The organism is Providencia sp. 21OH12SH02B-Prov, from assembly GCF_027362595.1.
GTDB lineage: Bacteria > Pseudomonadota > Gammaproteobacteria > Enterobacterales > Enterobacteriaceae > Providencia > Providencia zhejiangensis.
Map to the genome: position 1 here is coordinate 1,492,593 of NZ_CP114796.1, position 26,785 is coordinate 1,519,377.

Here is a 26,785-nt window from a genome sequence, read left to right on the forward strand (position 1 = left end):
AGGTGGTGCTATTCATTTTGGTAATAATATAACATTAGCAATAAGGGGTACGCTCTATGATATTAAAAGAGTTATTTATCCGTATGCTTCATGTTTTTCAATACCTTTTAGTCGGTATTCTTTTAATATTATCATCAATCGCTTTACCACACTGGTTAGGGTAATTCGGGTTAGCGCGGCAATGACTTTATTTAAATGCTAGGGCTCTATAGTTACGAAATATTAAATCACTATAGTCGCTCTGTGCTCTTTTTTATGCGAAAGTATCTTCATAGATCAATTTTATGTGAGGTTGCAATGCAGATAAAGTCAGTTTTTATGTTTGTAAGTATGCTGTTACTTAATGGGTGTAGTGTGAAAGTTCCACATGACATAACACCAGTTAAACATTTTGAACTATCCCGTTATCTTGGCGAATGGTATGAAGTTGCTAGAATAGATAATCGATTTGAAAAGGGACTAAGTAAAGTTTCTGCAAACTATTCTCTACGCAATGATGGTGGTGTAAAGGTAGTCAACAGAGGATGGGATTCACAAGGGAAAAAGTGGAAAGAGAGTATAGGAAAGGCTTATTTTGTTGAATCTTCGGATATAGGTGCCTTGAAAGTGTCGTTTTTCGGTCCTTTTTACGGCGGCTATAACATTATTAAGCTTGATGACGACTACCAGTATTCACTAGTTGTGGGTCCTAATAAAGATTACTTATGGGTATTATCGCGTACACCAACTATGCCGCCAGAACTTTTAGATGAATACCTTAGCTTTGCTAGCGCTAATGGTTTTGATAGACAAAGAGTATTGATATTTCAATAGAATCAAAAGTGGATTATTTATAGCGACATTAATTTATTGAAAAGTAAAATGTAATTACTGCAAGAGACAACCCGCCTTGTGCGGGTTTTTTATTACCTAATTAACTATGATTTTTATATTTTGAAGTGCTCATATGTTGTTATTTCATACTTATTTTCGTATGGGTCTGTGAAATAGATGGATATAGACACATCATGGTCAACGATAGAAAATTGAATGTTGTTGATTCTCAGGTGTTCTATGAATTCCATCAGTGTAGTCTTATCTGTGCCAAAAGCGATTGTGTTACCGATGCTTTGTGATGTCCTTTTGAATAAGGAAAGGTGGACCTCATTATTGTTTATGACTAATGGACCACCCTGGTCAAACCAAAGCTTGTATTTGGGAGTAACGGCAAAGAATAAAATATCTTTATACCATTTTACGGCTTCATTGAGGTCATCGACATATACATGCACATGGTCTATTGAAGTTAGTTTCATTTGACTCTCCTTTAAATATTTAAAATAACATATCTTCAATGTAAATATTTTCGCTAAAAATGGTTTTAATTTGTTATGAGAAATTCTTTAAGAAATATTAATAGTTAAAGCATAAGTGTTTTTTTACTAAAGGTTTTAGGTTTTTGGTGAAACCAATCGACAGAAGAATTGCTGGCTAAGATGTAAAGATAAGAGTTTGTAGATAAAAAACCCCTTATTGCAATGAACACAGTAAGGGGAATTGCAACAATACTAAATATTGCATTTGGCAATAAAATTAACAATTAAAATCTAAAATAAAATAATTTAAATATTATTATTCTGATTTAAATTAAATTAAAGGTTTTTGCGAAAGATGCAGATCTTGTTTTTGTGTTGACTTGTTGATTTATCATGAAGGTGAAAATGATCAAAAGACCAGACTGGGAAGCCATTGAGTCGGCTTACCGAGCTGGCGTAATGTCTATAAGAGAAATAGCCTCTCAATATGAGATAACCCATCAAGCGATAAGTAAACGGGCAAAGAAAGAAGGATGGGAACGAGATCTAAAGGCAAAGGTTAAGGCTAGAGCTGAAAACTTGGTTGCCAAAAGAGAGGTTGCCACTCTGGTTGCCGCCGAGAAGGCTATTTCTGAGCGGCAACTTATCGAAGCTAATGCTGAAGTCATTGCCAATGTTCGTATGGAACATAGGGGTGATATTCGCAGGGCTAGGGAGTTAACCAACAGTTTATTTGATGAGCTATCTGCTGAATGTACGGATGTACCTGCTTTAAGGAAGCTAGGTGAATTAATGTTTGAGCCTGATAGCAATGGGCGAGACAAACTCAATGAACTCTACAATTCAATCATCTCCCTCCCCGAACGTGTTAAATCTGCTAAAGCATTAAGTGAGACACTTAAAAACCTAATTGGACTTGAGCGCCAGGCATACGGGCTGGATGACGCGCAGCAGAATAAAGTAAGCTCCCGTACATATTTCAATATCGTGCTGAAGATATTATTAACTGGCGGACTGATCGTATTAATGGCAGGACGATGCTAACGCTGGTGGTATTGCGAGAGACTGTTGAAGAGGCGGACGGTTTTGGATTTAAAGATGCCATTCAATACCGCGTGTTAGTGATAGAAGATGGCAAGTTTATCTGTAGAGTATATCGCAAGACAGCTGGCAGCAGTGTGTATCAAATCCACTCTGAATATATTCCAGAGCGTGCAGGTAGTGGTGCTTGGGATGAAATTCCATTTACGTTTATGGGTGCTCAAAACAATGACCATACGATAGATGAGGCGCCATTGTTAGGTTTGGCAAAAATTAATCTAGGGCATTATCGAAATTCTGCTGATTATGAAGATTCAGTGTTTTTCTGTGGGCAAGTTCAGCCATATCTAGGTGGGTTAGATATAGAGTGGCGAGATCACTTAGAAAAAACAGGAATCATGGTTGGGTCTCGTTCACCTTTAATGCTGCCAGTGAAAGGGTTCTTTGGTTACGAGCAAGCTCAGCCAAATATGTTGGCTAAAGAAGCTATGGACAGTAAGCGTGATTATATGGTGGCACTGGGCGCTCAATTGGTTTCCGCTGACAGTAAAGTCAAAACGGTTATTCAGTCTGTTGGTGAGCAAAACGCCCAAACTTCTATCCTTAGTATTTGTTGCTCAAATGTCTCAGATGCGTTTAGCAAAGCGTTAATGTGGTGCGCTGAATACTTAGGTTTAGATACTAAAGACACTTCTTTTGAAATTAACAAAGACCTCGTTAATCACATTGCTGATAGTTCGATGATCCGTGAAATTGTGGCTGCATGGCAATCTGGTGCAACACGCAAGTCTGACTTGGTGAGAAGTTTACAGAAATATGATGTTATCGATCCCGCTGATGATATTGATAATCGCGAAAAAAACTAATATCGGTCGCTGAAGCAATGTATGGGGGAATGACAAAGCAAGAGGCTGAAAATTTTGAGCGAGCTTTTGGCTTTCCGCCTGATATTGATGATGTTGAAGTTGTTCCTGATGTATGGGAGTCATATCTGGTATTTTCTGCGATGAGTACACAGTGGAGAGTTGGTATGAATGGTGCTACGGGACTCGACTATAGCGTTATTCCCAATGTTTTAGAGCTACTTAACATCAAAAATAAAGCGACCATATTTGATGACTTAAGGGTTATGGAGCTAAAGGCTCTTGAGTTGATAAACGAGTAGTCAGGGGCTGTAATGCCCCCAGTATTAACTTTAAATTAATAGAGCCGGTTAAAGTCATTGTCGTCTCTATCGAGAAAGCAATCAGTACGTTTAGATTGATTTTCTATACGATTGCATTTTCTAGATATTTTGGCACTTTTATCATGAGCAGCTCTGACTTCAGCTTTTTCTGCTGGAGTTAATTCTGAATAACTTCTTCCTTGACATCCAACCATTAGAATTGATGTCAGTAACAATAATGTATATTTCATATTTTCGGCAATGCAGTTAATAGTTATAAGCCATAAGTTTACTTTATAAAAAGTAAATGAAGGAGGAATAACGACACTGTAGGTCTGATTTTCTAGGAGGGGATTGCATATTTCTAGTCTTTTGATACTTGAAAATGATCTTTACAATGAAAATGAGTGAAATATACTGTATATAAATACAGCAATATTGGTGCGTTATGAAGCTAAAGCCTATCGATTCCGAATCAATTCTCAACATTCCATTATTCTTAGATAGAGTAGCAGCGGGATTTCCATCTCCTGCGGCTGACTACATGGAGGAAAGAATAAACCTTAACAGCACATTGATTAAACATCCAGATAGTACGTATATGTTACGCGTCGAAGGTAATTCTATGATTGACGCTAACATTAACGATGGCGATGTTGTGATTGTCGATAGCGCATTGGTAGCAAAGGACGGGGATATTGTTATCGCCAGTGTTGATGGGGAGTTTACAGTTAAGAGATTAAAGTCTTATCCGCCGATGTTGATACCGATGAATCCTGATTTTCAACCAATACATATTGGTGATACGCAGGATTTACAGATATTTGGCGTAGTCACATTCATTATTCATAAGGCTCAGTAATGTTTGCCTTAGTTGATGTAAATTCGTTTTATGCGAGCTGTGAGAAAGTTTTCAGACCAGACTTAGCAGGAAAGCCAGTAATTGTTCTGAGTAATAATGATGGCTGTGTAATTGCTCGTTCTGTTGAAGCAAAAAAACTCGGTGTAAAAATGGGAGAGCTTTACTATGAGAGAAGAAACTATTACCTGCAAAATCATATTAACATTTTTAGCTCGAACTATGCGTTATACGCTGACATGAGCAACAGAGTGATGTCTCTACTATCAATGTATGCTCCGCGTTTGGAAGTGTATTCAATAGATGAGGCATTTCTTGATTTCACTGGCTTGGTTCATACCTTTAATTTAGAAGACTATGGGCGAGAAATTCAATCAACGATATTGCAGCGAACTCACTTGCCAGTAAGTGTTGGCATCGGTCCGACTAAAACGCTGGCTAAAATTGCGAATCATGCCGCTAAAACGTGGAAGAAGACTGATGGTGTGGTTGAGCTATCTGATAGAAGTCGGCAAAGAAAATTACTGTCATTTATTCCGATTGAAGACGTGTGGGGAATTGGACGAAGGATTTCAGCCAAGTTAAGAATTATGGGCATTTATACCGCTTTAGACTTGGCTAATGCATCAGTGGCTACAATACGCAAAGTGTTTGGCGTAACGCTAGAAAGGACGCTCAGAGAACTTAACGGTGAGTCCTGTATTGAGCTTGAAGAAGTCAGAAAAGTTAAGCAGCAAATATTATGCTCTCGCTCGTTCGGTAAGAAAGTTTTAGATATCGACATTATGCGCAAGGCTATTTGTGACTATGCAGAACGAGCAGCGGAGAAACTACGCGAAGAAAAACAGCGATGTCGAGTTATTGGTTTATTCATTCAAACAAGCAGACACGCATTTGGTGAAGATTACGCTAATAGTGTCAGTATCAAACTTGAATATCCTAGCAGCGACACGCGAGACATCATTAATGCTGTTATGCGTGGTTTAGATTCTATATGGCGAGATGGTTACCGCTACTATAAAGCCGGGATAATGTTATCTGACTTCACAGATTCAGATGTTACTCAGTTTGATATGTTTTCTACTCAAAAACCATTTAAGAACGGCGATGAACTTATGAAAACATTAGATACAATAAATAATAGTGGTTTAGGTAAAGTCTGGTTTGCTGCGAAAGGGAGCGATAGTGGATATCAGATGAAGCGCGAAATGTTATCACCAGCGTACACGACAAGTTTTAATGAGCTGCCTGTAGCTAAAATCTAGCATGGAAAATAGAATATCGAGGATTACAAGAGTTTAAATTCAGTAAGTTAGGTTTAAAGTCTGAAGATCGGATTTAATTAGGTAGTCACATAAAGATTGATATTCAATTTTGTTTTTTAGTTAATTTATTCAATGCATTAGAATTTGATATAGATCAATGAATGATGTTATTAAGTACATAATTAAAATAATCAGCACATATTGAAAAGCAATGTTGGCTAAATAGTTTCATAACCAATTAAGAGATATATAGAAAGAACATTAGTGTAATAATTTGTTTTAACATCTTTAATATCAAAACAGATGTGACTATCTTTAGGAGTTAATTATGAGTAAAGCTAAAGAACTACAAATTCGCCCACTTAAAACGCCAACAGATTTATCTCCAAAAGCAACAAAAGATATCAGTGGAGCAATGAATGCAATTTTGGCTGATATTTTTGCTATTTATTTAAAAACTAAAAACTTTCATTGGCACATGAGTGGTCCACATTTCCGCGATTATCATTTATTGCTTGATGAACAAAGTGAACAACTATACTCCATGACAGACCCTATAGCTGAAAGAGTTCGTAAAATAGGTGGTGTGACTATACGTTCTATAGGGCAAATATCAAAAATGCAAAGGATTAGCGATAACAATGCGGAATACGTAGAACCTTTAGATATGCTTGCTGAGCTTTGTGAAGATAATAAAATGTTGGCTTCAGAATTTCGAAAAGCACATGAAGTATGCGCAGAACATGGCGATTATTCCACTACAAGCCTAATAGAAAACTGGATTGATGAAACAGAACGCCGTGTCTGGTTTTTATTCGAGGCTTGTCGAGAAGCTAAAACGTCCGGTCATTAATGTAAAATTTATGTAGTTAAGCGAGTTTAATACTAGAGGGCTTCTAAATCAGAAGCCCTCTTTGTGATTAAGAATATGGTTAGAAGTGTCAGCAAATAAAATTGGTCGTATTGCAAACAAGAACGGATTGAAAACTGACGAATTCGGTAAGTTCTTTTTGGACAAGTCAGCTTACTCATCAAAGCAGGTTGAAGCGTTCCGTTATAATGAGAACGGTATTAGCGCGTTACGCCATATTATTCACGGGAAGGAAGTTGCCTAACCTACACATAGCCCAAGGATGAGCTTGCATTCTAGATCACATAATTATTTTTAACTAAAGAGTTCGATTATGTGTAGTAAAGCTATTCAGGTATATTCAGGGGGCTAATTTATTAATGAGGTTAAAGATGATTAAGTATATTTGCGCCCTGTTTATTTTATTTTCTGGATATACCCTGTCTGCTAATAACGAGAATGATATGGGGTTATATCGAGATAATAACTATAATATTTTGGCTTTGGAGGGAAAGTATAACTGTGGAGTTTATTCCATACCTGATGACCTTAGTGATAGCAATAGATATAACGGAGTGCAAATCGGGACTGTTAAGTTGGAAGTAACTCCACATGCAGATTATAACAATGCAATGATAAATATAACCTTTGATACAGGGGTAGTTATAACATCACCAAAGCTTGAGTTGCTTTCAACTGATGCTAAAGCTACTGTGTATTTTAGTGAAAATTCAGGGGTTACATTTGCTTATATGATATACGACAGAATGGGTATTAAAGTTATTTTGCACAATAGCAACAAAGGTCAAGAAATTAGTGTCGGTCTAGCTGATTGCAAATACGAAAACAGTTGACCCGTCTATAGGTAATAGATTTATTTTAAAAAACATGAATAGATGAGAGTGACATCAAAAATTTGAAGGAATGGAACCCAATGAATACCAGAGATCTCTAGAGTCTCTAGAAGTCACACAAGAAGAGATTGCTAATATTCGTAATTTTTAATGTACATGTGCTCAACTATAAATAGTGTTAATAACCCACTCCGGTGGGTTTTTTATTGCCTGAAATTTGCATCTATCCTAATATCCATTGGACTTAAATTAAACTTATTAAGGCAATGGAATGAATAAATTACTAGCGTGCTTTTTGAGCGTATCGATTTTAAGTTCTACTGGGTGCGTAACTGCGGCGGTTTGGGATTCGAACACGGCAAAAGAGACCAATATAAGGGAACGTGTTGATTTAAAAGATAATATTGTATCTACTTTTGAATATAAAGATATTAGTGTTAAAAATAAACTAACTAATCAAAAATTAAAAGAGATTGAGCTTCCTACTTCAGGTTATGGTTTTTTAGGTGATAAATATATTTATATACTGACGAATGGTTCTGCTGAATTAATGAAATTAAATGAGTTGGTTAAAGTAATTCCATTGTCAGCATTTAATAACCCGGAGGGAGTTATTAGAATCGAGATAAAGCCAGATGAGCGCAGAGAAGGACTAGTAAAATTTAATGACAGTTACTTTGTTTATATAGATAAAAAGTACAGGTTAAGTCCAGAACAAGAGAAAAGCCTTAAGGATTTTGGTTTTAGTGAGAGGCGATTTGATAATGATAAGTCATGGGTTAAAACAATCCCGCTAAGTGGATATTTATTTGATAGGAATGGAATAACTCTTCCATTAGTACCCAATGCTAAGCTAAATCAATCATATAAGGTTGAGTTTTATACTACAGAGGAATACACATCACTTAGTGCTGGTAAATTGGCTGGTAATGTCATGATTACACCATTTACTATTGCTGCTGATATTATTGCAACGCCAATATTACTTATACTGTATGCAAATTACGTCAATAAGTAATAAAAAGTAGCAAAAGTATTGATTGGGTCGCTTATGCGACCTTTTTGTTTGCTTCAATTTGCACTCCCACTAAGTTAGCATAACTAAAACTTATTCGTGGGATGGTGAGATGAACAAAAATGAACTTATGGAATATATCCAGAGTAATTATGGTGCTGTCGCTGAGTATCCATGGGCTAAGTTTCCTAGTTACATCATTTATAGGCATAAAAATAACTCAAAATGGTTTGCTGCCATTCTGACAATATCATCAAAGAAGTTATATGAAAGCGAGAGTGATGAGATGGTAGATATTATAAACCTTAAATCACCTCCTGAATTAGTTGGTTCGTTGAGGTTAAAGAAAGGGGTATATCCAGCATATCACATGAATAAAGAGCACTGGATTACTATAAAGTTGGACAGTGGATTTCCTGAAGATGAGCTTAAAGTGTTGATTGATGAGAGTTACAAATTGACTGCAAAGTAATTAATCTAGCCCGTCCTTGGGCTTCTATTTTAACGCCATTCTATTGGCATTGGTGGGCTAATTCTGAAAATAACTACTTTAAGTTTAATTACTTATAGTTAAAATCATTAGGGTGATTATCTAGGCTGCCCGTAAGTGCTGCAAATAAAACCGTTTTCCCATCGATTGATAAATCATCGGTGATATTAAACCAGAGTAAATCCTCAGTATTGTTCTTTTCATCATTTGAAGAGAATACACCTGCCATAACATTCTTTTCTTTAGAGTACATAATCGCAATTCGCTCTGCTGGGCAATTGTGAGGTTTGCACGCTGTTGCTACTTGGTATTCATTACCGTTTAAAGTCACAGTATTTGATGGGGATTCAGTACCACCAGTTAAGACCCATGATGGGAGGTCGTTATTTTTTACAACTTGAAGGAATGCTGTTTTAGTCTTTGCATCACTAGCTAACTTACTGATAGTTAACTCGTTTCCAGCATGAGCATTGGCTGCGATGAAAAGGGCTGCGATGAGTGTCAATTTTCTAAGCATGTTAATAATCCTTTGTGTGTTTAAAGGTTATCTGGTTAGTGATGAATGTTGGAAAATGAAATTCTAGAATAATATGGCGTTAATTTAAATAAAAGTTACATACAAGCTAATTTAACCACCTATGAGTGGTTTTTTTATATCTGGAGAAAGGTAAATGGCAGATAGCCGAATACTTTGACGAAGCTAAAGATCACGCACGGAAAACTATCAAATTATTAAATCAGTAAAGATTATCTAGATTGATCCTCACATAGCCACCTTCGGGTGGCTTTTTTATTTAGGGGTAATAATGATTGAAGAGTTTAAGTGGCGAACTCAAATCCAAGACTCGCCAACTGGCGAATTTAAGCATCGAATAAAAGAAGTGGCATTTGGTGATGGCTATAAGCAAGTTTCAGGCGATGGTCTCAATACTGAATCTCAATCATGGGGATTTACCTATACAGGTCATAAATCTGAGGTAATGCCTATTTTTTCCTTTATCCGGTCGCACACAGCAAAATCATTTATCTGGGTTCCACCATTTGGTGATAAAGGTCTGTATCGGGTGAAGGCAGATTCCATCACATTAAAGCCAATTGGCGGTAGCTCTATCACTATAACTGCAACCTTTGAACAGGCGTTTAGTGTATGAATATAACATCTGACATTCAAAAATTAGAGCCGGGGAGTAAGGTTCAATTAATTGAAGTGGACGGTAGTGAGTTTGATGGACCAACTCTTCGATTCCATGCTTACAATTTGCCGCATGCACCCGAAGAAATTGACGCTGCAGAGGGAGGTATCAAACCAAAATCTATTTGGTGGCAAGGAAATGAATATGGCGCATGGGCTTATGAAATCGAGGGCATGGCTAAAAATAGTGATGGTAGTCCAGCCAGACCCTTATTAAGAGTGGCTAATATTGATGGTTTGATATCCTCGTTGTGCTTGCAATTCGATGATATGGCACTGGCGAAAGTGACTATTTATGAAACCTTCGCTCACTATCTAGATGCTAGGAATTTTCCAGAGGGAAATCCTACCGCTAACCCTGAAGAATTTTTCAAACAGGTTTATTTCATCGACAGAAAAATGAGCGAAGTCGCGGGAGAAGCAGTTGAATTTGAGTTGTCGAGTCCGTTCGACTTGCAAGGGGTTATGATCCCCGGTCGCCAAATCCACAACCTCTGTTTCTGGTGTATGAAAGGCGATTATCGAAGCGGGCGAGGTTGCAATTATACGGACAATAAATATTTCGATGAGCGTGGTGAACCGGTTGATGATCCGGCATTAGATAAGTGCGGTGGACTCATTAGCGATTGTAAAAAACGATTTGGCGAAAATGAACCTTTGGATTTTGGAGGTTTCCCTGCCGCGGGGTTAGTACGATGATCACGAAGAAATTAACAGAGGTAATATTTCAGCATGTCAAAGCGGAATACCCTAAAGAAGCGTGTGGCGTGATTTGCCAAAAAAGTCGAGTCAAAAAATATTTTCCCTGCCGAAATCTTTCCGATAATCCAACTGATCATTTCGAACTTTCCCCAGAAGACTATGCCGCAGCCGAAGATTGGGGCAATCCAATAGCGATTGTTCATAGCCATTGCGGGGATGGAGTGACGTCTCAACCGAGCGAAATAGACAAATTGCAATGTGATGCTTCGGGACTACCGTGGGTGATAGCTTCCTATCCGGAAGGTGATATCCGCATAATCCAGCCTAGAATTGAGCGTGAGTTAGAAGGTCGTCCGTTTGTGCTTGGTCACGCAGATTGTTGGTCGCTCATTATGGATTATTACCGACAGATGCACGGGATTGAGCTGCATAATTACAGCGTTGAGAGACACTGGTGGGAAGAGGGTGAAAACTTGTATATGGATAACTGGCAGCAAGCGGGCTTTGTCGAGTTTGCCGGTGACTTAAAGGAGGGCGATATGGTCATTATGCAAGTGCAAGCTCATGTTCCGAACCATGCAGGGGTGATAGTGAATGGTATGCTGCTTCACCACTTATACGGTCAGCTCAGCCGCATCGTTCCATACAGTGATTATTGGCGTGATAGGACAGTGAAAATAGTCAGACGTAAGGAGTTGGCATGAGTTTAAAAACAATACGACTCTATGGTGTTTTGGGTACCCAATTTGGTCGCGAACATCAACTTGCTATCGATTCTCCGCGTGAAGCGATTAAAGCGTTATCGGTACTCTATGATGGATTCGAGCAGTTCCTTGCCAATGCGCATCTGAAAGGGCTGGAATTTGCGGTATTTAAAGGTCAGCGCAATATTGCTGAAGACGAATTGCATCTTGATACCAGTGAAGAAATTCGCATTGCTCCGGTAATTAAAGGGAGTAAACGGGGTGGTTTCTTCCAAACTATTTTAGGGGTTGCACTAATTGGTGCTGCCGCATTTTTATCGGGAGGTCTCTCTGTCGCATTTACCGCTGCAGGGACATGGGGAGGGGCATTGGCGTTGAGTGGTGCTGCTATGGCAATCGGTGGTTTGGTGCAAATGCTCTCACCCCAGCCTCAAGGCTTATCCATGCGACAAGATGCGGATAATAAGCCATCCTATGCATTTGGTGGTGCTGTAAATACCACGGCGCAGGGCAATCCTGTGCCGCTGTTATATGGACTAGACCGCCGTGAAGTCGGAGGTGCGATTATCTCCGCGGGTATCTATACCGAAGACCAAAAATAACAAAATTAATCTTTATCATATACGGAAACGGCTTGAGTGCCGTTTTTTTATGGGTGAAATATGGAAACGATATACGGCGCTAAAGGTGGCGGCGGGGGCGGTCATACGCCCGTAGAAGCCAAAGATAATTTGCTTTCAGAATCGACTGCAAAAATTCTGTTAGCCATTTCTGAGGGGGAAATTGCGGGGGGCTTGGATGATACGCGTATTTTTTTAGATGAGACGCCAATTGGTAATGCGGATGGAACGAAAAACTTCGAAGGGGTAACATGGGAGTTTCGCCCCGGTAGCGAGCAACAAGAGTATATCAAAGGGATACCGTCGGTTGATAATGACAACGCCGTGGGTGTAGAGCTGCGAGACGATCAGCCGTATATCCGAATGATTAATAATACGCAGTTATCCGCTATTCGCCTTCGCTTTTCAGTGCCTCAGTTAATGCGTCAACACGATAATGGTGATACAACGGGATATCGCATTGTCTATGCGATTGATTTATCTACAGACGGTGCTGGGTATCAAGAACTCGTTAAGTCTGCATTTGATGGTAAAACGACCAGTGAATATCAGCGCACCCATCGTATCGATTTACCCTCAGCCACGACAGGTTGGCAATTGCGCGTTCGGCGACTCACCAAAAATCAGAATACCGCTCGTATTGCCGATAAAGTCTCGATTGCTGCGGTCACCGAGGTGATTGACGCCAAGTTACGTTAACGCCTGTATTAATTGCTCTGCTAATTCAGTGAGTTGATAGTTTTCGACCGCAGAGACTGTCATCACAGGGTGGTGCGGCTTGAATGCTGTTATCACGGCTTGCTGCTTCAATTCTAAGTTAGCCGCTTGTTCAGGGGATGGCTGGTTGTTGTGTTCATTCCACTCACGGCAGGGCTCTATCTTGTCAGCTTGATTCAGCACAAATAGAAAGCGACTTGGTTGATAACCACATTGCTCCGTGAGAAAGCGATAGCACTGTTCATCGGAAGACCATGCTCTGTCATCGGCTTTGAGTACCCAGATAATTAAATCCAGTTCGGGTAATAAGCTGTGATAGAGCTGGTGGTACTCTCTATCTCGCTCAAGGCTTTCCCCCACACCGGGTAAATCAATAAAGGTGAGGGTGTGGTTGTTTATGATCATATTGAAGCGCTGGGCTTGCCGCGTACAACCTGAAACATTACTCACAGACGATAGTTGGGACTGGAATAGTGCATTGATCAGACTGGATTTTCCAACTCCCGTTTTGCCCATCAAACCGATGGTAGGGGAGTAGTTGATTAGGTGGTTAAGTTGGTTGAAAAAAGAGGTTTGGAATGAATGAGGTAGTGCTGATAGGGGTAGTTTAAAGTGAGAATGCTGAGGCATATTACTCCTTGAAATAAAAGAAAATAACAGTTATTCAAGGAGATAATATATATCTGAAAGTATTTTGATTATTGTAATCGTGGGCTATACCAGTAGATTTATCATTGCATTGTCAAACCAAGATGGGTGGCGTAATGGCATAATATCATCAGGTATGTTTATTTCACCTATTACATTAAAATCACTAGACATTTTGATGATAGATCTTTGGGCTTGGGTGGTGTTGTTCCAAAGCTGATCCAGAGTTCGAATTAATGGCGATAAAATAAAAAAGAAATCTGTTTTCCGAAAATGAGGATTGTCTTTTTGTAAAAATAAATCAACAAAGGTCACTAGAATATACGGAACGAAAGCCAGTGTAAGTCCCCTTTGTAACGCCAAATATTCATCTTATCGGCTAGATTTAGAGCCTCTTTAAACTCTTGCCATTTACCAACGTCTGTGAGAGCGTGAAAAGTAAGATAGATCTCATAGAGATTATGGCGTACCTGCGCTCGAAGATTAAGAGCCTGTTCGTCATCATATTCACTCGATGCTAATTGCTCATATTTAATTCTATTTTTTGTGATGGTCAGGCAATTGATATTTCGTCCATGCCAAAAATGTGTGGCAGTATTGGGTGTATGAGCCGCGCGTATTTCCATTTTAGTTCCACAAACAGCACACAGTCCTTGTTCAATCCGGTGCTCTTGAAACCAATCAATGTGCTCCAAATTTAAGGTGTTTGGATCTAATGCAAAAAAAGCCATATGCGACTCTCCGCTCAGTTAATGATGACAAAATTGAATTGTGTCTAAAGTTTATTGTATATTTTGACGGCAAACTCATGGACTGCTTGCGATAAGTTTGAGGGCGTTCCTAACAGAGTCGGTGTATCATCGACATAAAAATGAATCGCTTCTTTTATTTCTAGTAAAGTCGGAGGCGGTGATATTTTTTTTAGGTTCCTGATAGCTTGTCTAAGCTCTTTGACATCCATGGGATGGGAACTAAACCATGTCGGGCGGCTAGCCCAGTACTCAATGGCATGACGAATTTTATCACTCATAACAATCACCTCTTATTAGCTTATTAACATATTATTTGTTGTAACAATAAGTTATCGTGTTCTTGGCAGACTATCAGTTGGTTTTCGGGATTATCGCTGACCAAGGACAAGGTGGTACTATGCCGAGCAATCCCACCCTTACCGAAAAAGTTATCGACATCATAAAACTGATTTAAGAGACAATGAATATCTTGCTGTACATAGCTTTCAATACATTGGCTTTTGTTTTTATCTGTGATCCTGCTATGCCACACTGAATTTAATTGGTGACCCGGTAATTGAAATTCACATTGTGTTTTCAATGCATCAGGGAAAGATTCTTTATCCGTAGATATTGGACGCAGGAGCTTCGCTTTGATTGGCACTCTTAAACGCTCGTAGAACCCTTGAGGGGCAAGTAATAGGCTAGCAGCTTCTTCACTTGCCGTGGAATCTAACTGAAATGCTAAAATAGCGTATAATTTGGGTTCAAAGGCGTTTTCATACAGCGCTAACAGCCATTCACTGAGTGATTTGTATGGCAATATTTCAACAGATTCAAGTGGCAATGATAGGCGAGCCGCTTCCTGCTCAATAAGTTCCGTCCAATTAGCCCCACTTTCTTTTGCTTGCCAATACAGTGTTATCGGCTGGGTGAGGGCGTGTTGATGATAAAACGTCGCGATTGGGGTAAGCAATTTTTGTATCGCTGTTTCTTGTTTTTCCCATAACGAAAGGGATTTCAAGGCGTTTAGTGTCAATATATTATCTTTATTAATTGGTAAAGAAGATAACGGCACACCCTCTTGTTTCTCTTCATCGATTTGAGTTAATCGTGAATGCGTTAATAATCCAAGGTGCTTACCCGCCCAATAACGCCATTCATTGTGGGCGTCATCTAACATATTCGTAAAAAGTTGATGACGATAAGCCGTGATTGAATAAATAAGTAATCGGATGAACAAGATAATGATCACCGGAAGAACAACAAATAAAGCGATTATTTGATTGTTACTGATTTCGCTAGACAATACGGTAATTGAAGATAAATACACGCCAATACCAAATCCAGCAATACCAATGAGAACAACCAAAAACAACCAAAGCCCCACACGCGGTAATGGAGGCTCTGGTGGATGCTCTAAAGAGGGGATTTTCCAACTCATCATGACTGTTCACCTGACGAGGAAAGGCTCGCAATGAGGGTACAGCCACATTCGGTTTGAAAGCCATTCAATGCCGCTTGGCGACCGGATATTAAAATACGCGTTGAGCCGGGTAAAATGGCATTGACACCATGTCCTTTTTTAGGACAACTGACTTTGTCACCCACTAAAGCTATCGGTTTGCCGTACATCACCGAACCAGAAGCGGAGATCACTTCGCCGCCATGAGTAGTTTTGTCACCTAATCGAACAAGTGCGCGCATGATAAAATCCTTTTATTGATTATCCGGTTGTTTTTTATATTCAAAGGTGCCATCCCATTCAGGGAGCTCGGCAGGTGGGAGGGGAACTATTTTATCGATATCGGGGAACTTGGCTGTTTCGTCAGAAGCGTCAATTTCTTTGACGATTGATTCATAACGGGCGGAGCGATCGAGATCTGGTTTAATAGGAATATAATACATCGAGTTTTCCTTTACATTAGGCTTAAAACCTTCAGCTAATGCTGAAGCTGATGCTCGATAACCATTTTTTACAGCTAATTGATGATATTTCATCCCATTGTCTAATTCCTTATCTACATCTAAATAATATGTTGCTAAATAATATGCAGCTTTTCCATGTTGTTGCTGTACGGCACAATCTAGCATTTGTTTACCAATTTCAGGGTAAAAGGCTGGATTGTCTTGCATATTCTCTAGCCTTTTTGAAAGGAAGATATTACCAATGACAAATTGAGCCTCAGGATTACCTAAATCTGCCGCTTGACGAAAATATGCTAACGCTTTTGTACGATCAGCAGCTACGCCATAACCTGTATCGAGATAATGTCCCATTTGGTAATAACCATAACTGATGTTTAATTTAGCCATTTTTCGGATAATATCCCACACTTCTTGTGCTGGGCCTTTACCTTTAACCGGGGGGACTTTTCCATAACTGATTAAGTTACTGAGATTCAACATGGCCTTGGGGTGATTACGTTCTGCGGCTTTACGGTATAGCTCACCAATTTGCTTATAATCCCGTTGGTGTTTATTGATTTTTTCAAGCTCACGCGCTTGTTTAAACCAAATATCGGCTTCCGGATCAACGGGCGGTAGCGTGTCTTTTTCATACACGCAGGTGAAGGTTAAATCGGGTTCAGTTTTTTGAGTCACAATGGTGTCCTTTTTATCAATGGGTTTACAAGCTGTCAGTAAAATCAAGCCAATTAATAATGTGACTTTTATTTCTATACTCATTAGTTAGTCCGCATTTTTTAAACTAATTGTTTTATCCTCAAAGGGAATTAAAGAGCTAACAGGCATTAATTTTCTACTTTTATTCAACTTATTTTTATCTATAATTTGAGTCCATTGTTTGAACTCAAGTGCCAAATTACTTGAAACACTTCCCGTCCTTTTATGCAATCCCCATAACTTTTCTCTTAACGGCTTCACAATTGGAAAATCATCGGTATCTTGCAATATCACGGCTATTTCACTGTCGAATGCCATACTGCGTAAATTAATATTAGCAGAGCCTTGGATTAAGAAAGTATCATCGACTAAGGTTAATTTACTGTGTACATACACTTGCTGCCATCTATCCGAATCAGGAGAAACAAGAGTACAGATCATTGTTTCTAGCCCCTCTATTTTTTCGGGTTGGATATCATCAGGGCTTTTGATGTTTTCATCTGGGATATAGATCCCCCAATAACCCGACTTAGGTTTGTACGACTGATCGTAAACGTGCTCTTTCATTAAATCTCGACGACCAAGTTGTTCTAGCATCTTATAAGTTTGATAGCCGCCTACCTCATTAGAACTCCCTACAGAGGGTTTTTCCGTTGAATTAGTGACAACAAAAAGATAGAACGGAGGTGGCTTAATGCCTTGTAATTTGCTGTCAGTTTCAGCAGCTTGTAAAAAACGTCGGTTTCGTTCTTCAACCATATTCCGTAAATTGGTCGCGATAGATGACAAACGAAAATATTGGTTTTCAAAATAGATGTAGTTACGGGCATGTTTAACACCATGATCATAGGCTTTTAATATATCGTATTCATCGTGTTGTGGCTGGGTTCGGCAAATTTTTCCGCCCGTGGGAACTAAAGGATTATTCGCTAAAAAGGTGTAATGGGCGTTGAGGTTTTTGATATGCTCAGGTGTCGGGATATAGTCACATCGTGAACGATTTTCTCTCTGTGCAAGTTGCTCTACATCGTCACCTTTGCTGGCGAAGAACCCATCAGTTTTTTTCCACGCCGACACAAAGTTATCATTTAAATCATACAGTAGCTCACCATACACACAGTTTGAGGTATCCTGCCAAGCAGTTACGCCATCGCGACCAAGCCATGACTCTTCCTTATAACGAGTGATGGCATGTGCATCTTGATCCCAATATTCCGAGTGCATATTGTGCCCCATCACAAAACCAATCGCATTTTCAGGCTCTTCATAATCGATTAAAACCGCTTTTTGATGATGCGTTGAACCAGCCGCTAAAGCAGCCCAGCGAGCACTTAGCTCAGTTTCTTGACTCGAAAATTGATGATTGGTTCGCGCCGTAACATCTTTTAATCGCGAATCAGGTATACTCATTGCAATATCACGAGTCCGTACTGACAAGTTTTTGACAAGGCCCATATGAACTTTACGGTTCCAAGCGATATCAAACTGATATTGTTTTTGGGTTTGATAATCGAGCTTTGCACCAAAGACAAGAAAATCATTGAGTTGGGATGGCGATATCACTTGTTTCCCCCAACCGGGAAAGCTTTTCTCAAAATGTTTTCCCACATGATCAAACCACACAAGTACACGCACTTGCACACCTTCATTGGCCTTTTGCTCTAACAACTCGCCAATCATCGGATATTGACCTTCTCGGGCATTCGAACTACGTTCAAAATACATAGAGGGTTGAAAGCCCCATGTAATAATATCAATACTTTTTTTCGATTTTCGAATGGCTTCCGCAACGGCGGCAAAGGTTTGTTGTCCATTAATTAATGGTGCATAGGTAAATAAACTCATGGGGTATTTCGTGCGTTCAGGTATCCAGCTTGGCGTCATATGTGCCACCATGCAACTTGATACTGGTATATCAATCATCGGTGGCGTTGCTGATGTTGGGAGTTGAACCCCGAGCGGGAATTGGCTCCAATTACCTGCAGACATATTACTTATCCTTTTTGAATGCGGTTAAAAACTCTGAAAGGTTTTGACTCCATGCATCGCCAATACGTGTATTTTCACGCTCTTGGCTAGGTGCGCTTGGTCTAAATCCAATATTGACTGTAGGCTCGTTACTGTCATCATCTTCAGCAGGTGGTGGTGGCACTGTAATGTCATAACGATCGCCACTGAGTAGGTATAGTTGATAGCTATCTGTGGGAATATCATGGTCAATTTGGACATTACCTTGCGCATCACTCATACCTTTTAGGAGTAGCGCACCATTGGCATACAGCTCATACGGCTCAAACGCACGCGCCTTCATCGGACTCTGCGGAGAGGAGCTCAGTTGAAAGCGCAAGGTTTGTTTTGGCATTGATTGCGGAAACTGTGGATGAGTGACATCCATTGAAGCCGCTCCTTCAACCACCCAGTTAGTTGCTTTGACGGTTTGGTTGCTGGGGCTGCCGTACTCAATCTGCCCGCCTTTCAAGCGAATATAAGCACCACCGCAAGTCAGCAATAACTCATCTTTAGCGGCGACGACAGTTTTACCGCCCGTGCTGGTGATGGTCATGTCTTTGAGTGAGGTCAAATGCATTTCATCACTTTGCGCTTGAATTTCCACTTTACCTTTTGCTGCAAAAGCTTTAATTCCTAGGGTGTGCGCAAATAAACTGATGGCTTTTCCTGCTGCTAAGGTGATTTTTTTACCTACCGAGATATCGGCCTGCTTATTTGCCGTCAGGGTGATATTTTCGCCACTGTTAGCCTGTACGGTTTTGGGGGAGGTGAGAGCAATACCTGCAGGGGCGCTGAGTAATAACGCCGCTTGCTGCAATTTATCGATAGATTGAGTCAGTAACGTTTGTTGCGCTTTTAAATCTGCTAGTTCGGCTTTTGCCACCTCTGCCGCTTCGCGTAGCGAACTGACTAAATTCAGCGCATCATCAAGCTGTTGCTTGGCTTCGCGCATATCCAGTTGTTCAGACGAGGCTTTCGTGCGTAAATCTGTGCTGATAAACAGCCCTTTTCCTGCTCGAATAGCGCCCCAGCTGTCGGTTCGCAGCTCAAAGCCATCACCGCGCTTTTCACGCCCTTGATTAACCAGATGCCCTAAATTGAGTTGCGATTTCCCCCCGTATTCGGTGCTGAATTTGATGTGTTCTTCCCCGCGTTTGTCTTCCATGCGTAGCTTATTATTTGCCGGAGTACGAATGACATTGCGGGTATTATTTTTGTCGGTGATGTGGTCGGGACGATGCGAGTCATGCAAGGCATGGGCAATGTACGGTCGGTCTGGGTCACCCTCATGGAAGGCAATGGCAACTTCTGTCCCTTGGATTAACGGAAAGTGCATCCCGTAGGTATCGCCCGCGTACGGTTTCGCTAGCCGCACAGGCATACTTTCATACCCCGTCGGTTTTTCATCACGATCCGCATCGAATTTAACCCAATAAAAGCCATGCTCATTCTGGTGGGCGTAGATATCGTGAGGTTTAGCACTGGTGACGCGTGCCATCAATGTCCCTGCAATCACAGGGCGAGGCTTCAAGGTCGGACGCCAGCACAGAGCTTCGGTGTACGACGTTGCTTCAAATTGCACGACTAAGGCACTGCTGCGGCTACCTGAAAATCGCAATCGAGTAATCAGTATTTCAGATTGAAAGTCAGACGGTAATGTTGAAGGCAGTTGGTTATCGGTAATTTTGAGCACCAATAATGGCGTTAGCATCGGTGAATTACTTTTACCGTGCAGCTGAGTTTGACGAGCCAGAAAACGCTCATGGTCAAGGCGTGACCAAAAGTGAGCGGTTTCCGTTTCTGGTTGGTACTTCTCACCGCGCTCAAGATGACGAGGTTTATAATGATAGACATCACCGTAGTGGATGTCCTCTCCCTCACCTCGCGTCATGTCCGTTTCAATGGATTGCAAGGTTTGCATCGCTTGGCGGTGATTATAATCTTTGGTGGTGACACTGCGCTCAACCACTTGATGACGTAGTGATAACCCCCAGACACTTTCTACACCCTCGTCATTCATCCCTGATGGGCTATTGAGAGGTAGCTTGAGGTCATACACATAGGCTCGTTGGCTATCCCCAAAATGAATAACTTCGGTTTTGGTATCCGGTTGCAAACTGAACGAATAGAAAATCCCCACTTCACTTAGCAGGCGTTCAATAAACTGCCAATCACTCTCATTGATTTGGTTAATTTGCTCTCGCTTGGGGTATTGGCGCTGCAAATGAAACTCAAACTCCCAGCCTTTCATGTCATGCTCACGTAAGATGAGGTCAATGATGTCTGGCACGGATTTATTTAAGAAGAAGCGGTGAGTGCGCATTTGGTGGCGTAATAAGGAGACAAACGGTTCTATCACAATTTGGTATTGTGCTTCATCAGCGGAGCCAGACAGCCGCTTGAAGTGGGTAATTACGCCATGAACACGTTTTTGCGGCTCATTCAATGTGTTCAGCATAGCCAATGGTAGGGTAGGCGATGAAAAGGTAAAATCAGCACTGCGGCGTAGAAATTGTTGCGCTTGCAGGTTTTTGTTTGGGGAGGTAAAGGTAATCTGATAACGATAAGTTTCACTAATGGCTTCACGTCCCGTGAAGTGCTCAACATCTAAGTGGGTCTGGCAACCTTGTACAGCAAGCTGGTAGCGATTATGGGATAAAAAAGGTCGTAGTGCAGTATCCATTAAGCTCATCTTATTTCCTTTGTGTCCACCGTGGTAACCGAAAGTACAATAAGCCGCGAGTGAGGTTACCCACTTTAATGTTAAGTAATTTACGTTAAGATAACGAATTATCACAAACAAAAGCAAATTGAATGTGAAATAATGTTGAAGTGTTTAGCATAAAAGAGATTTATCTGAATTCATCTACACTTACGTTGAGTTTTATTCCTTGCATTTCATTCAGATGTTGCTGACAGGATAGTTGAGTATGACAAATTAACTAAAGTTGTATACGTAGTTAATCTGCTATTTGAGAGTTTTGTTTTGCTGACCATTAATAGCCTGCTTTGTGTTAGATGCTGGTGGTATTAACATCATGGGAGCCGGATGAAGATGGGTACAGGTGACGATATTTATTTAAAGAACGCATTTAGTTCATTAGAGAAATCAATAAAGGTAGAACCCACTAGAAAGTTTCCTCTTTTAGCTCGATGTTCTTTAAATGAGCCAACTGCTCGCAGTGAATATCGTTCAGCGTCCCTACTCATAACGATCTGAGCAATTACTCCTCCACTCATCCCAGCCAGTGAAGGTGTGGATGTTTTATAACTGTTCGATCCAAATGTGATATTTTTCTTTTTGCCATTAGGGATAAAGTGGAAGAATATATCACCTGTTACCCGATCATATTGAAAAATGTGAAAAGTTAGGGCAAAAGGGGTTAACCCTCTATTTGGTCGCAATCTATGTAGTTTGTTGTGCGTTGCAGGATAACCAATAATGACAAAAGAGGAAGTTTTAATCTCCCTAGTATTAGGGAGAGAAGTGAATAATTTGCTATTAGGAATATCCATTGCAATCTTTTCTGGCAAAGGTATCACTGCATAATCCTGTTCATGATTAAAAAATATTTCTAGGTTTTCAAACAGGAATTTAACACCATCAATGGAGATAAAAGGTAAATCGCTTTTACGCATCTCAGTGATAACATGAGACGCGGTCATAATGCATGGTGCTTTACCATCAAGCAAGTAGAGAAAACCGCTACCGACCAGCACAGACTCCTGAGTACTGAATTCTTTTTTGACGAAGAATGACACTAGCGCACTTCGCCAATCCAGAACTAAGGTTGATGTTAAATTTTTTTCTATCCAGTCTGGAACAAAGGCTTCAATAGATAGATAGGGATAAATCATGGAAGTGTCAGTTAGCATACTATTCCTTACATATTGCCAGATAAATTACATTCCCTATAAAAACATCTATTGGAGTCATGTTCAACTCAATGGCGAATAATCATTCTCATCGCGGGCAGTTCTCAGGTGTACGAATGTTTGGGGTACTATGAAATCAGCTAGGTTAGTGGCGTTTTAGAACCACTAACCTTGGTTATAATCAAGAGAGGTTATACCCTATGTTCCGGGAGCTAGCACGATAGATTTTAGTGTGCTCTTTCGCTAAGTAGTTCATCCTTTGTACTAATGCAGCATAATCAGCTTCAAATGTGGAGGATTTTTGGTTTAGCCAATACGCGCAGTTTTCAGGATATTCAACTAAGGTTCCTTTATCTATGATAGGATCTAATTGTAGCTGTAACGCACTGTATACCATGCGGATGTTATCATCGTACGTAAATGGGTTTAACCGTGAGGTATTAGCTCCACCATTTGAGTAGCTACTAATATCGATTATTGTATAGGTGGCCCGAAGGCCACCATAAGTATTATTAATACTGACTACGCCCTAAACTACGACGCACAGGGCTGTACTGCTTGGAGTATTCTTTTGCTAAATAACTTAATCGTTTCATGACTAATTGGTAATCGTCAGAAAATGATGATGAAAGTTTATTTAAGCAATATCGGCAGTTTTCTGGGTAGTGTACTAATGTGCCTGTATCAAAAGAAGGATCAAATTCGAGCTGTAATGCATTGTACCAAGCAGTGGTGATCATGGTCCGTAAACTAGGCTCGAACAAATTGTAGTCCCCTAAATGGTAGTATGCGTCTTTATTGAAGACTAAAAATACATGGTAGTGAGGGAGTGTCGCGGTTGCAATTTCTTTTACCCACATATAACGCATGTTGTTTTCAAAAGTACGTTTACCTTGAAGCTTTTTACGGTGTTGATCGTGCTTAAGTTTAGCCTTTAAGGAATCAGTAAATCGGGATATAGGACTTCCTTCTAAATAAGGGAAACATGTCGGCATATCTCCATTATCGATAATAGGCGGAAAGTGAAGGTCAACTCGTATTACAGTGATACGAGAGTATTCCTTTAAAGCATAATTCAATGTATCAGCAATGCATTCTAGATAAAATTCATTATATTCATTTTTAGACATGAGTATTCCATAGGGTAATATTAACTTACCCTTTAATATGATTAAAGTAATATAGGGATAGGGCAAAGGAGCTGTGTTATCCCTTTTTTATAATTTAGCTAGTAAGGTTTAAAATGGTTTTTTATTAAATTAGATATCTTCTCCTTGGTGGTTTTTTTATGTAATGCATTCCTACTATATTTTTATCATTTGCTAGTTATGATAGATGGTATATAATACCTATCCAACACGAAAACTATATTTAGAGTCGTACTGTAACTACATTTTCTATTAATTAATTACTCTGGAGTTAGTCCTATTCGAAAATGTCTTTATTCCAGTGGCGTTTTATAGTTGAAAGACTAATGTTAAGCTTATTTGCTATCTCGCGTTGTTTATATCCCTTGTATTTCAGATCGTAAATATAATCTTTATACTTACTTCCTACTGGTCGACCTAATGACTTATTTTGGGATAACGAAATGTAATGTCGCCTGCTTAGTTTTAGTGCGTCATAGCTTTCTTCTAAATCATTTAATAGATTCAGCACGTCTAGCAAGAAAAACTTCTGTTCAAATATATTCGTGATAGACTGATTAAGGATGATAACAGCCATACCAAGTTCGTGGCATCGAGATAAAATCTGTGTAGCCTGCTGAGTATTGTTTCCTATGTCATCGAGACTCCTTGTTATTAAAGTGTCTTCTGGTGTTAAAATATGGTCAATATGCTCCATAAGTTGTGGTGGAGGAAGTTTCACATCAAGCAATGGTTGACGTTCAATGATGATATTATCCTTAACCTCAGGGCAAAACATGACAATTTCCTGTGTGTATTGCTCAAGATTTGCTAAGGCGTCACTGTCATCATGTCTTACTCGGATGTATGCATAATGGCTCATTTTATTCCCTTAGGTATCAAAAAACGTATTAATGACCTGTTATAGTGGGTTAATGATTATGGTGTTTGAGCTTTTGTCTATTCTTTTGTTGGTATTGTTCCTATCAATAACCCCAATTAGAATGCACTGATGGTTTGTGTGATAAATGGGTATAAAAGCCTCATAGGTATGTTTTAACTGTACCTTACTTTTCTTTATCGCCTCTTCAATGCCAAAGAAAACAATATCATTCATCGGTATGTTAATAATCCCATTAAAGTCAAAAACGTAATTTTTATACTCAGTGTTTTTAATTAAAATTGTATTTGATAATCCACCTGCTTTATGTAGCTTATAGTGAACATGCCTATCAGTATAAATAAAGATAGCCTTCTTAATATTGGGCTCGCTAATATAGTGCTCTAGTTCTTCTTGAATGCTTATTTTTTCTTTGAGACCAACTTTAGGACTTTTAAATGCATGAGGATAAGCATGTTGATCAATAATGACACCTTTTTCTATTATGTGCGTTTGCCATATGTCTAAAAGATGTTCAGATAAAGAAAATGTAGATGCTTTCCCTTGATAATTCATTGAAGATTTATCTGGGGAAAATAATTTACTTTCAAGCTCATTAGTTAATTGAGTGTATTGGTTTATCTCTGAAAGTAATGGGCAAGCACTCTTTAATATACTGGATATTAAAGATGAACGTGAAGTTTTATGCTTACAGCAATACTCATCTATCTGTTTTAAACTGTTTTCATTTTTTACAGTAATAGTTATCCGTTGAGACATGATAATTATTCTCTCTTACGTTTTGTATAAATAAATTTTAACGTTATTGAATAGTCAATATTCGATAATTTAGGCCGGTTTTGGTTTTACTTCTTTAACTTCTTCACAATAATAAACATTCTCAATAAAACATTAATATCGTTAATGATAAAATAATGACTAGCTAAGTTGACTCTCGTTGAAGTAACCAATCGTTGATTTCGGATTCGATCCAACCAACAGATTGTTTCCCTAATTTTTTTTGTTTAGGAAACGTTGGGTCATACCTTGGTGATGTTGGGTTGATCCAGTCATAGATGGTGGAACGACCGATACCAATACGTTCGATTACAGTGGGTAGTCGAAGAATCATGATATTGGATTGATTCATAGTGTGATTTCCTCTACTTATTAAGTTATGTCTAAGTTTGTAATAGCTATTTTATTGCGGCTTAGGGATGAAAAATATGGTGGAAGCAAAAATAATATTGAGGGTGTTTTAAGTGGATGATTTAATTGATTTAATACGTGTCGTTTGTAAGGCTACTGAAAGTAAACAAGCACAATTTCATGATGAAATAAAAAAAAGAGGGTGGAGGGGTTTACGAGCTGATTCAACGTTAAAAGTTTTAGGTATGTTGAATGGGGAAGATGATGAAGTTAAAAAGTATGCAGCGGAGTTATATGCCAAAATATCAAATAATAAAGATCCAGTAGGTAGTTATCGCAGACGAGTTAGGAGTCTGCATCTTAAATTTAATGATAAAGATAAAGGCGTTAATGTTTATCTTTTAAACAGTGTATTTTGGTCAAGTGTTAACTTTCAATTAGCGATGAATTTTTATGAAAGAAATACCCCATTCCAGCATAAAGTTGTCGTTGTTGAGTGTTTAATGCAAAGTCTAGAGGTGCTAAGCGAGAGCTTTGGATTAGGCGTTTATAGTTATTTTAGTGAAGAGTTAAATCGATTGAATAGACAACGATCTGAGGCGGCTAAAAAGGGAATCCGAACTAGGAGTGATGGCTACGCTAAAATAAGACAAAAAGCATGTGAGTTGTTGCTTGAATCGAACCCTAAGTCTTTAAAATGGAAAAACAAAACTGTTGCAGCAAAAATAATTACAGAAGATTTATGGGGGTATATTGAATTAGTGAAAAATAAATATCCACAAATAGAGATCAAATATGATGATTTAACTAACAAAATTGTCAATTGGTCTAGAGATTACGATGATGTCAGAGCTGCCATGGAGGAAGTAGCTATAACCAGAAAGTATAAAAAGAAAAATGCCAAGAAAAGATCTAAGTGAGTATGATTAAATAAATCAGTTTTGATAGCTATGTTGATATGCTATTGGTT

Annotated in this window: 29 protein-coding genes and 4 pseudogenes; 17 read left to right on the plus strand and 16 right to left on the minus strand. The window is 39.3% G+C overall.

Features of this window, described 5'->3' with window-relative positions:
- The first annotated feature begins 297 nt into the window (after nucleotides 1-297).
- Nucleotides 298-813, plus strand: a complete 516-nt coding sequence (locus O7C57_RS07070; RefSeq protein WP_036952464.1) for a lipocalin family protein — start codon at nucleotides 298-300, stop codon at nucleotides 811-813.
- A 113-nt stretch (nucleotides 814-926) separates the two neighbouring features.
- On the opposite strand, the gene O7C57_RS07075 is transcribed toward O7C57_RS07070, so the two are convergent.
- Nucleotides 927-1,295: a VOC family protein gene (locus O7C57_RS07075; RefSeq protein ID WP_036960277.1), complete on the minus strand. Its 369-nt coding sequence runs from the start codon at nucleotides 1,293-1,295 to the stop codon at nucleotides 927-929.
- A 408-nt stretch (nucleotides 1,296-1,703) separates the two neighbouring features.
- Between O7C57_RS07075 and O7C57_RS07080 the strand changes: the two genes are divergently transcribed.
- The 10 genes and pseudogenes from O7C57_RS07080 to O7C57_RS07120 all read left to right on the plus strand — a co-directional run bounded on the left by O7C57_RS07080 (nucleotide 1,704) and on the right by O7C57_RS07120 (nucleotide 8,816).
- A complete protein-coding gene (locus O7C57_RS07080; protein ID WP_269723986.1) occupies nucleotides 1,704-2,339 on the plus strand; it encodes a hypothetical protein in 636 nt (211 codons plus the stop codon).
- A pseudogene (locus tag O7C57_RS07085) lies at nucleotides 2,255-3,202 on the plus strand (DUF4055 domain-containing protein); the annotation flags it as partial. The gene O7C57_RS07080 and the pseudogene O7C57_RS07085, both read left to right, overlap by 85 nt.
- Before the next feature lie 29 nt (nucleotides 3,203-3,231).
- Nucleotides 3,232-3,501: a DUF1799 domain-containing protein gene (locus O7C57_RS07090; protein ID WP_224050447.1), complete on the plus strand. Its 270-nt coding sequence runs from the start codon at nucleotides 3,232-3,234 to the stop codon at nucleotides 3,499-3,501.
- Between the two features lie 448 nt (nucleotides 3,502-3,949).
- Nucleotides 3,950-4,363 carry a translesion error-prone DNA polymerase V autoproteolytic subunit gene (umuD, locus tag O7C57_RS07095; protein WP_036960306.1) on the plus strand — a complete coding sequence of 138 codons (414 nt, stop codon included), beginning with the start codon at nucleotides 3,950-3,952 and terminating at the stop codon, nucleotides 4,361-4,363.
- On the plus strand, nucleotides 4,363-5,625 hold the full coding sequence (gene umuC / locus O7C57_RS07100) for a translesion error-prone DNA polymerase V subunit UmuC (RefSeq protein WP_036960309.1): 1,263 nt from the start codon (nucleotides 4,363-4,365) through the stop codon (nucleotides 5,623-5,625). Before umuD ends, umuC begins: the two co-directional genes overlap by 1 nt.
- A gap of 328 nt (nucleotides 5,626-5,953) precedes the next feature.
- Nucleotides 5,954-6,478, plus strand: coding sequence for a Dps family protein (locus tag O7C57_RS07105; protein ID WP_006659243.1), 525 nt, complete (start codon nucleotides 5,954-5,956; stop codon nucleotides 6,476-6,478).
- 79 nt (nucleotides 6,479-6,557) lie between these two features.
- Nucleotides 6,558-6,740: pseudogene (locus O7C57_RS21870) on the plus strand (hypothetical protein); the annotation flags it as partial.
- Nucleotides 6,741-6,867: 127 nt separating this feature from the next.
- Entirely contained in the window at nucleotides 6,868-7,329 is a 462-nt protein-coding gene (locus tag O7C57_RS07110) for a hypothetical protein (protein ID WP_269723810.1), read from the plus strand.
- Nucleotides 7,330-7,600: 271 nt separating this feature from the next.
- Nucleotides 7,601-8,347, plus strand: a complete 747-nt coding sequence (locus tag O7C57_RS07115; protein WP_036960316.1) for a hypothetical protein — start codon at nucleotides 7,601-7,603, stop codon at nucleotides 8,345-8,347.
- 109 nt (nucleotides 8,348-8,456) lie between these two features.
- Nucleotides 8,457-8,816: an MmcQ/YjbR family DNA-binding protein gene (locus O7C57_RS07120; RefSeq protein ID WP_006659239.1), complete on the plus strand. Its 360-nt coding sequence runs from the start codon at nucleotides 8,457-8,459 to the stop codon at nucleotides 8,814-8,816.
- 88 nt (nucleotides 8,817-8,904) lie between these two features.
- Here the strand turns inward: O7C57_RS07120 and ivy are convergent, their stop codons facing one another.
- Nucleotides 8,905-9,351: an Ivy family C-type lysozyme inhibitor gene (ivy, locus tag O7C57_RS07125; protein WP_036960318.1), complete on the minus strand. Its 447-nt coding sequence runs from the start codon at nucleotides 9,349-9,351 to the stop codon at nucleotides 8,905-8,907.
- Nucleotides 9,352-9,640: 289 nt separating this feature from the next.
- On the opposite strand from ivy, the gene O7C57_RS07130 reads away from it, so the two are divergent.
- From O7C57_RS07130 to gpJ, 5 genes and pseudogenes are all read left to right on the plus strand, one after another.
- Nucleotides 9,641-9,985 carry a phage tail protein gene (locus tag O7C57_RS07130; RefSeq protein ID WP_006659235.1) on the plus strand — a complete coding sequence of 115 codons (345 nt, stop codon included), beginning with the start codon at nucleotides 9,641-9,643 and terminating at the stop codon, nucleotides 9,983-9,985.
- Nucleotides 9,982-10,725: a phage minor tail protein L gene (locus tag O7C57_RS07135; protein WP_006659234.1), complete on the plus strand. Its 744-nt coding sequence runs from the start codon at nucleotides 9,982-9,984 to the stop codon at nucleotides 10,723-10,725. Before O7C57_RS07130 ends, O7C57_RS07135 begins: the two co-directional genes overlap by 4 nt.
- Entirely contained in the window at nucleotides 10,722-11,432 is a 711-nt protein-coding gene (locus O7C57_RS07140; protein WP_036960323.1) for a C40 family peptidase, read from the plus strand. Before O7C57_RS07135 ends, O7C57_RS07140 begins: the two co-directional genes overlap by 4 nt.
- The gene (locus O7C57_RS07145) at nucleotides 11,429-12,034 is read left to right on the plus strand and encodes a tail assembly protein (RefSeq protein ID WP_006658704.1); all 606 of its coding nucleotides are present in this window, start codon (nucleotides 11,429-11,431) and stop codon (nucleotides 12,032-12,034) included. Before O7C57_RS07140 ends, O7C57_RS07145 begins: the two co-directional genes overlap by 4 nt.
- A 60-nt stretch (nucleotides 12,035-12,094) precedes the next feature.
- Nucleotides 12,095-12,748, plus strand: a pseudogene (gene gpJ / locus O7C57_RS07150) (TipJ family phage tail tip protein); the annotation flags it as partial.
- Here gpJ and O7C57_RS07155 read toward each other — a convergent pair.
- From O7C57_RS07155 to O7C57_RS07220, 14 genes and pseudogenes are all read right to left on the minus strand, one after another.
- Nucleotides 12,749-13,399: pseudogene (locus O7C57_RS07155) on the minus strand (GTPase family protein); the annotation flags it as partial. It abuts the pseudogene before it with no gap.
- A gap of 332 nt (nucleotides 13,400-13,731) precedes the next feature.
- The gene (locus tag O7C57_RS07160) at nucleotides 13,732-14,148 is read right to left on the minus strand and encodes a hypothetical protein (RefSeq protein ID WP_269723811.1); all 417 of its coding nucleotides are present in this window, start codon (nucleotides 14,146-14,148) and stop codon (nucleotides 13,732-13,734) included.
- Between the two features lie 44 nt (nucleotides 14,149-14,192).
- Nucleotides 14,193-14,447, minus strand: a complete 255-nt coding sequence (locus O7C57_RS07165; protein ID WP_269723812.1) for a hypothetical protein — start codon at nucleotides 14,445-14,447, stop codon at nucleotides 14,193-14,195.
- A gap of 23 nt (nucleotides 14,448-14,470) precedes the next feature.
- On the minus strand, nucleotides 14,471-15,595 hold the full coding sequence (locus O7C57_RS07170; RefSeq protein ID WP_269723813.1) for a hypothetical protein: 1,125 nt from the start codon (nucleotides 15,593-15,595) through the stop codon (nucleotides 14,471-14,473).
- Nucleotides 15,592-15,855, minus strand: a complete 264-nt coding sequence (locus O7C57_RS07175) for a PAAR domain-containing protein (protein WP_006662595.1) — start codon at nucleotides 15,853-15,855, stop codon at nucleotides 15,592-15,594. Before O7C57_RS07175 ends, O7C57_RS07170 begins: the two co-directional genes overlap by 4 nt.
- Before the next feature lie 12 nt (nucleotides 15,856-15,867).
- Entirely contained in the window at nucleotides 15,868-16,836 is a 969-nt protein-coding gene (locus O7C57_RS07180; protein WP_269723814.1) for an SEL1-like repeat protein, read from the minus strand.
- A 3-nt stretch (nucleotides 16,837-16,839) separates the two neighbouring features.
- Entirely contained in the window at nucleotides 16,840-18,762 is a 1,923-nt protein-coding gene (locus O7C57_RS07185; RefSeq protein ID WP_006662745.1) for a phospholipase D-like domain-containing protein, read from the minus strand.
- A gap of 1 nt (nucleotide 18,763) precedes the next feature.
- On the minus strand, nucleotides 18,764-21,475 hold the full coding sequence (locus O7C57_RS07190; RefSeq protein ID WP_006662744.1) for a type VI secretion system Vgr family protein: 2,712 nt from the start codon (nucleotides 21,473-21,475) through the stop codon (nucleotides 18,764-18,766).
- 383 nt (nucleotides 21,476-21,858) lie between these two features.
- Nucleotides 21,859-22,659, minus strand: a complete 801-nt coding sequence (locus tag O7C57_RS07195) for a serine protease (RefSeq protein WP_269723815.1) — start codon at nucleotides 22,657-22,659, stop codon at nucleotides 21,859-21,861.
- 181 nt (nucleotides 22,660-22,840) lie between these two features.
- Nucleotides 22,841-23,056, minus strand: coding sequence for a YagK/YfjJ domain-containing protein (locus O7C57_RS07200; protein WP_269723816.1), 216 nt, complete (start codon nucleotides 23,054-23,056; stop codon nucleotides 22,841-22,843).
- 115 nt (nucleotides 23,057-23,171) lie between these two features.
- Nucleotides 23,172-23,789 (minus strand): inovirus Gp2 family protein, encoded by a 618-nt coding sequence (locus tag O7C57_RS07205; RefSeq protein ID WP_269723817.1) that lies wholly within the window; start codon nucleotides 23,787-23,789, stop codon nucleotides 23,172-23,174.
- 295 nt (nucleotides 23,790-24,084) lie between these two features.
- Entirely contained in the window at nucleotides 24,085-24,669 is a 585-nt protein-coding gene (locus tag O7C57_RS07210; protein ID WP_269723818.1) for a recombinase family protein, read from the minus strand.
- 39 nt (nucleotides 24,670-24,708) lie between these two features.
- The gene (locus tag O7C57_RS07215) at nucleotides 24,709-25,446 is read right to left on the minus strand and encodes a hypothetical protein (protein WP_269723819.1); all 738 of its coding nucleotides are present in this window, start codon (nucleotides 25,444-25,446) and stop codon (nucleotides 24,709-24,711) included.
- A 163-nt stretch (nucleotides 25,447-25,609) separates the two neighbouring features.
- Nucleotides 25,610-25,816 carry a helix-turn-helix transcriptional regulator gene (locus tag O7C57_RS07220; RefSeq protein ID WP_048608913.1) on the minus strand — a complete coding sequence of 69 codons (207 nt, stop codon included), beginning with the start codon at nucleotides 25,814-25,816 and terminating at the stop codon, nucleotides 25,610-25,612.
- 112 nt (nucleotides 25,817-25,928) lie between these two features.
- Here O7C57_RS07220 and O7C57_RS07225 point away from each other — a divergent pair, with 112 nt between their 5' ends.
- Nucleotides 25,929-26,735 (plus strand): hypothetical protein, encoded by an 807-nt coding sequence (locus O7C57_RS07225; protein ID WP_269723820.1) that lies wholly within the window; start codon nucleotides 25,929-25,931, stop codon nucleotides 26,733-26,735.
- Nucleotides 26,736-26,785 lie beyond the last annotated feature (50 nt).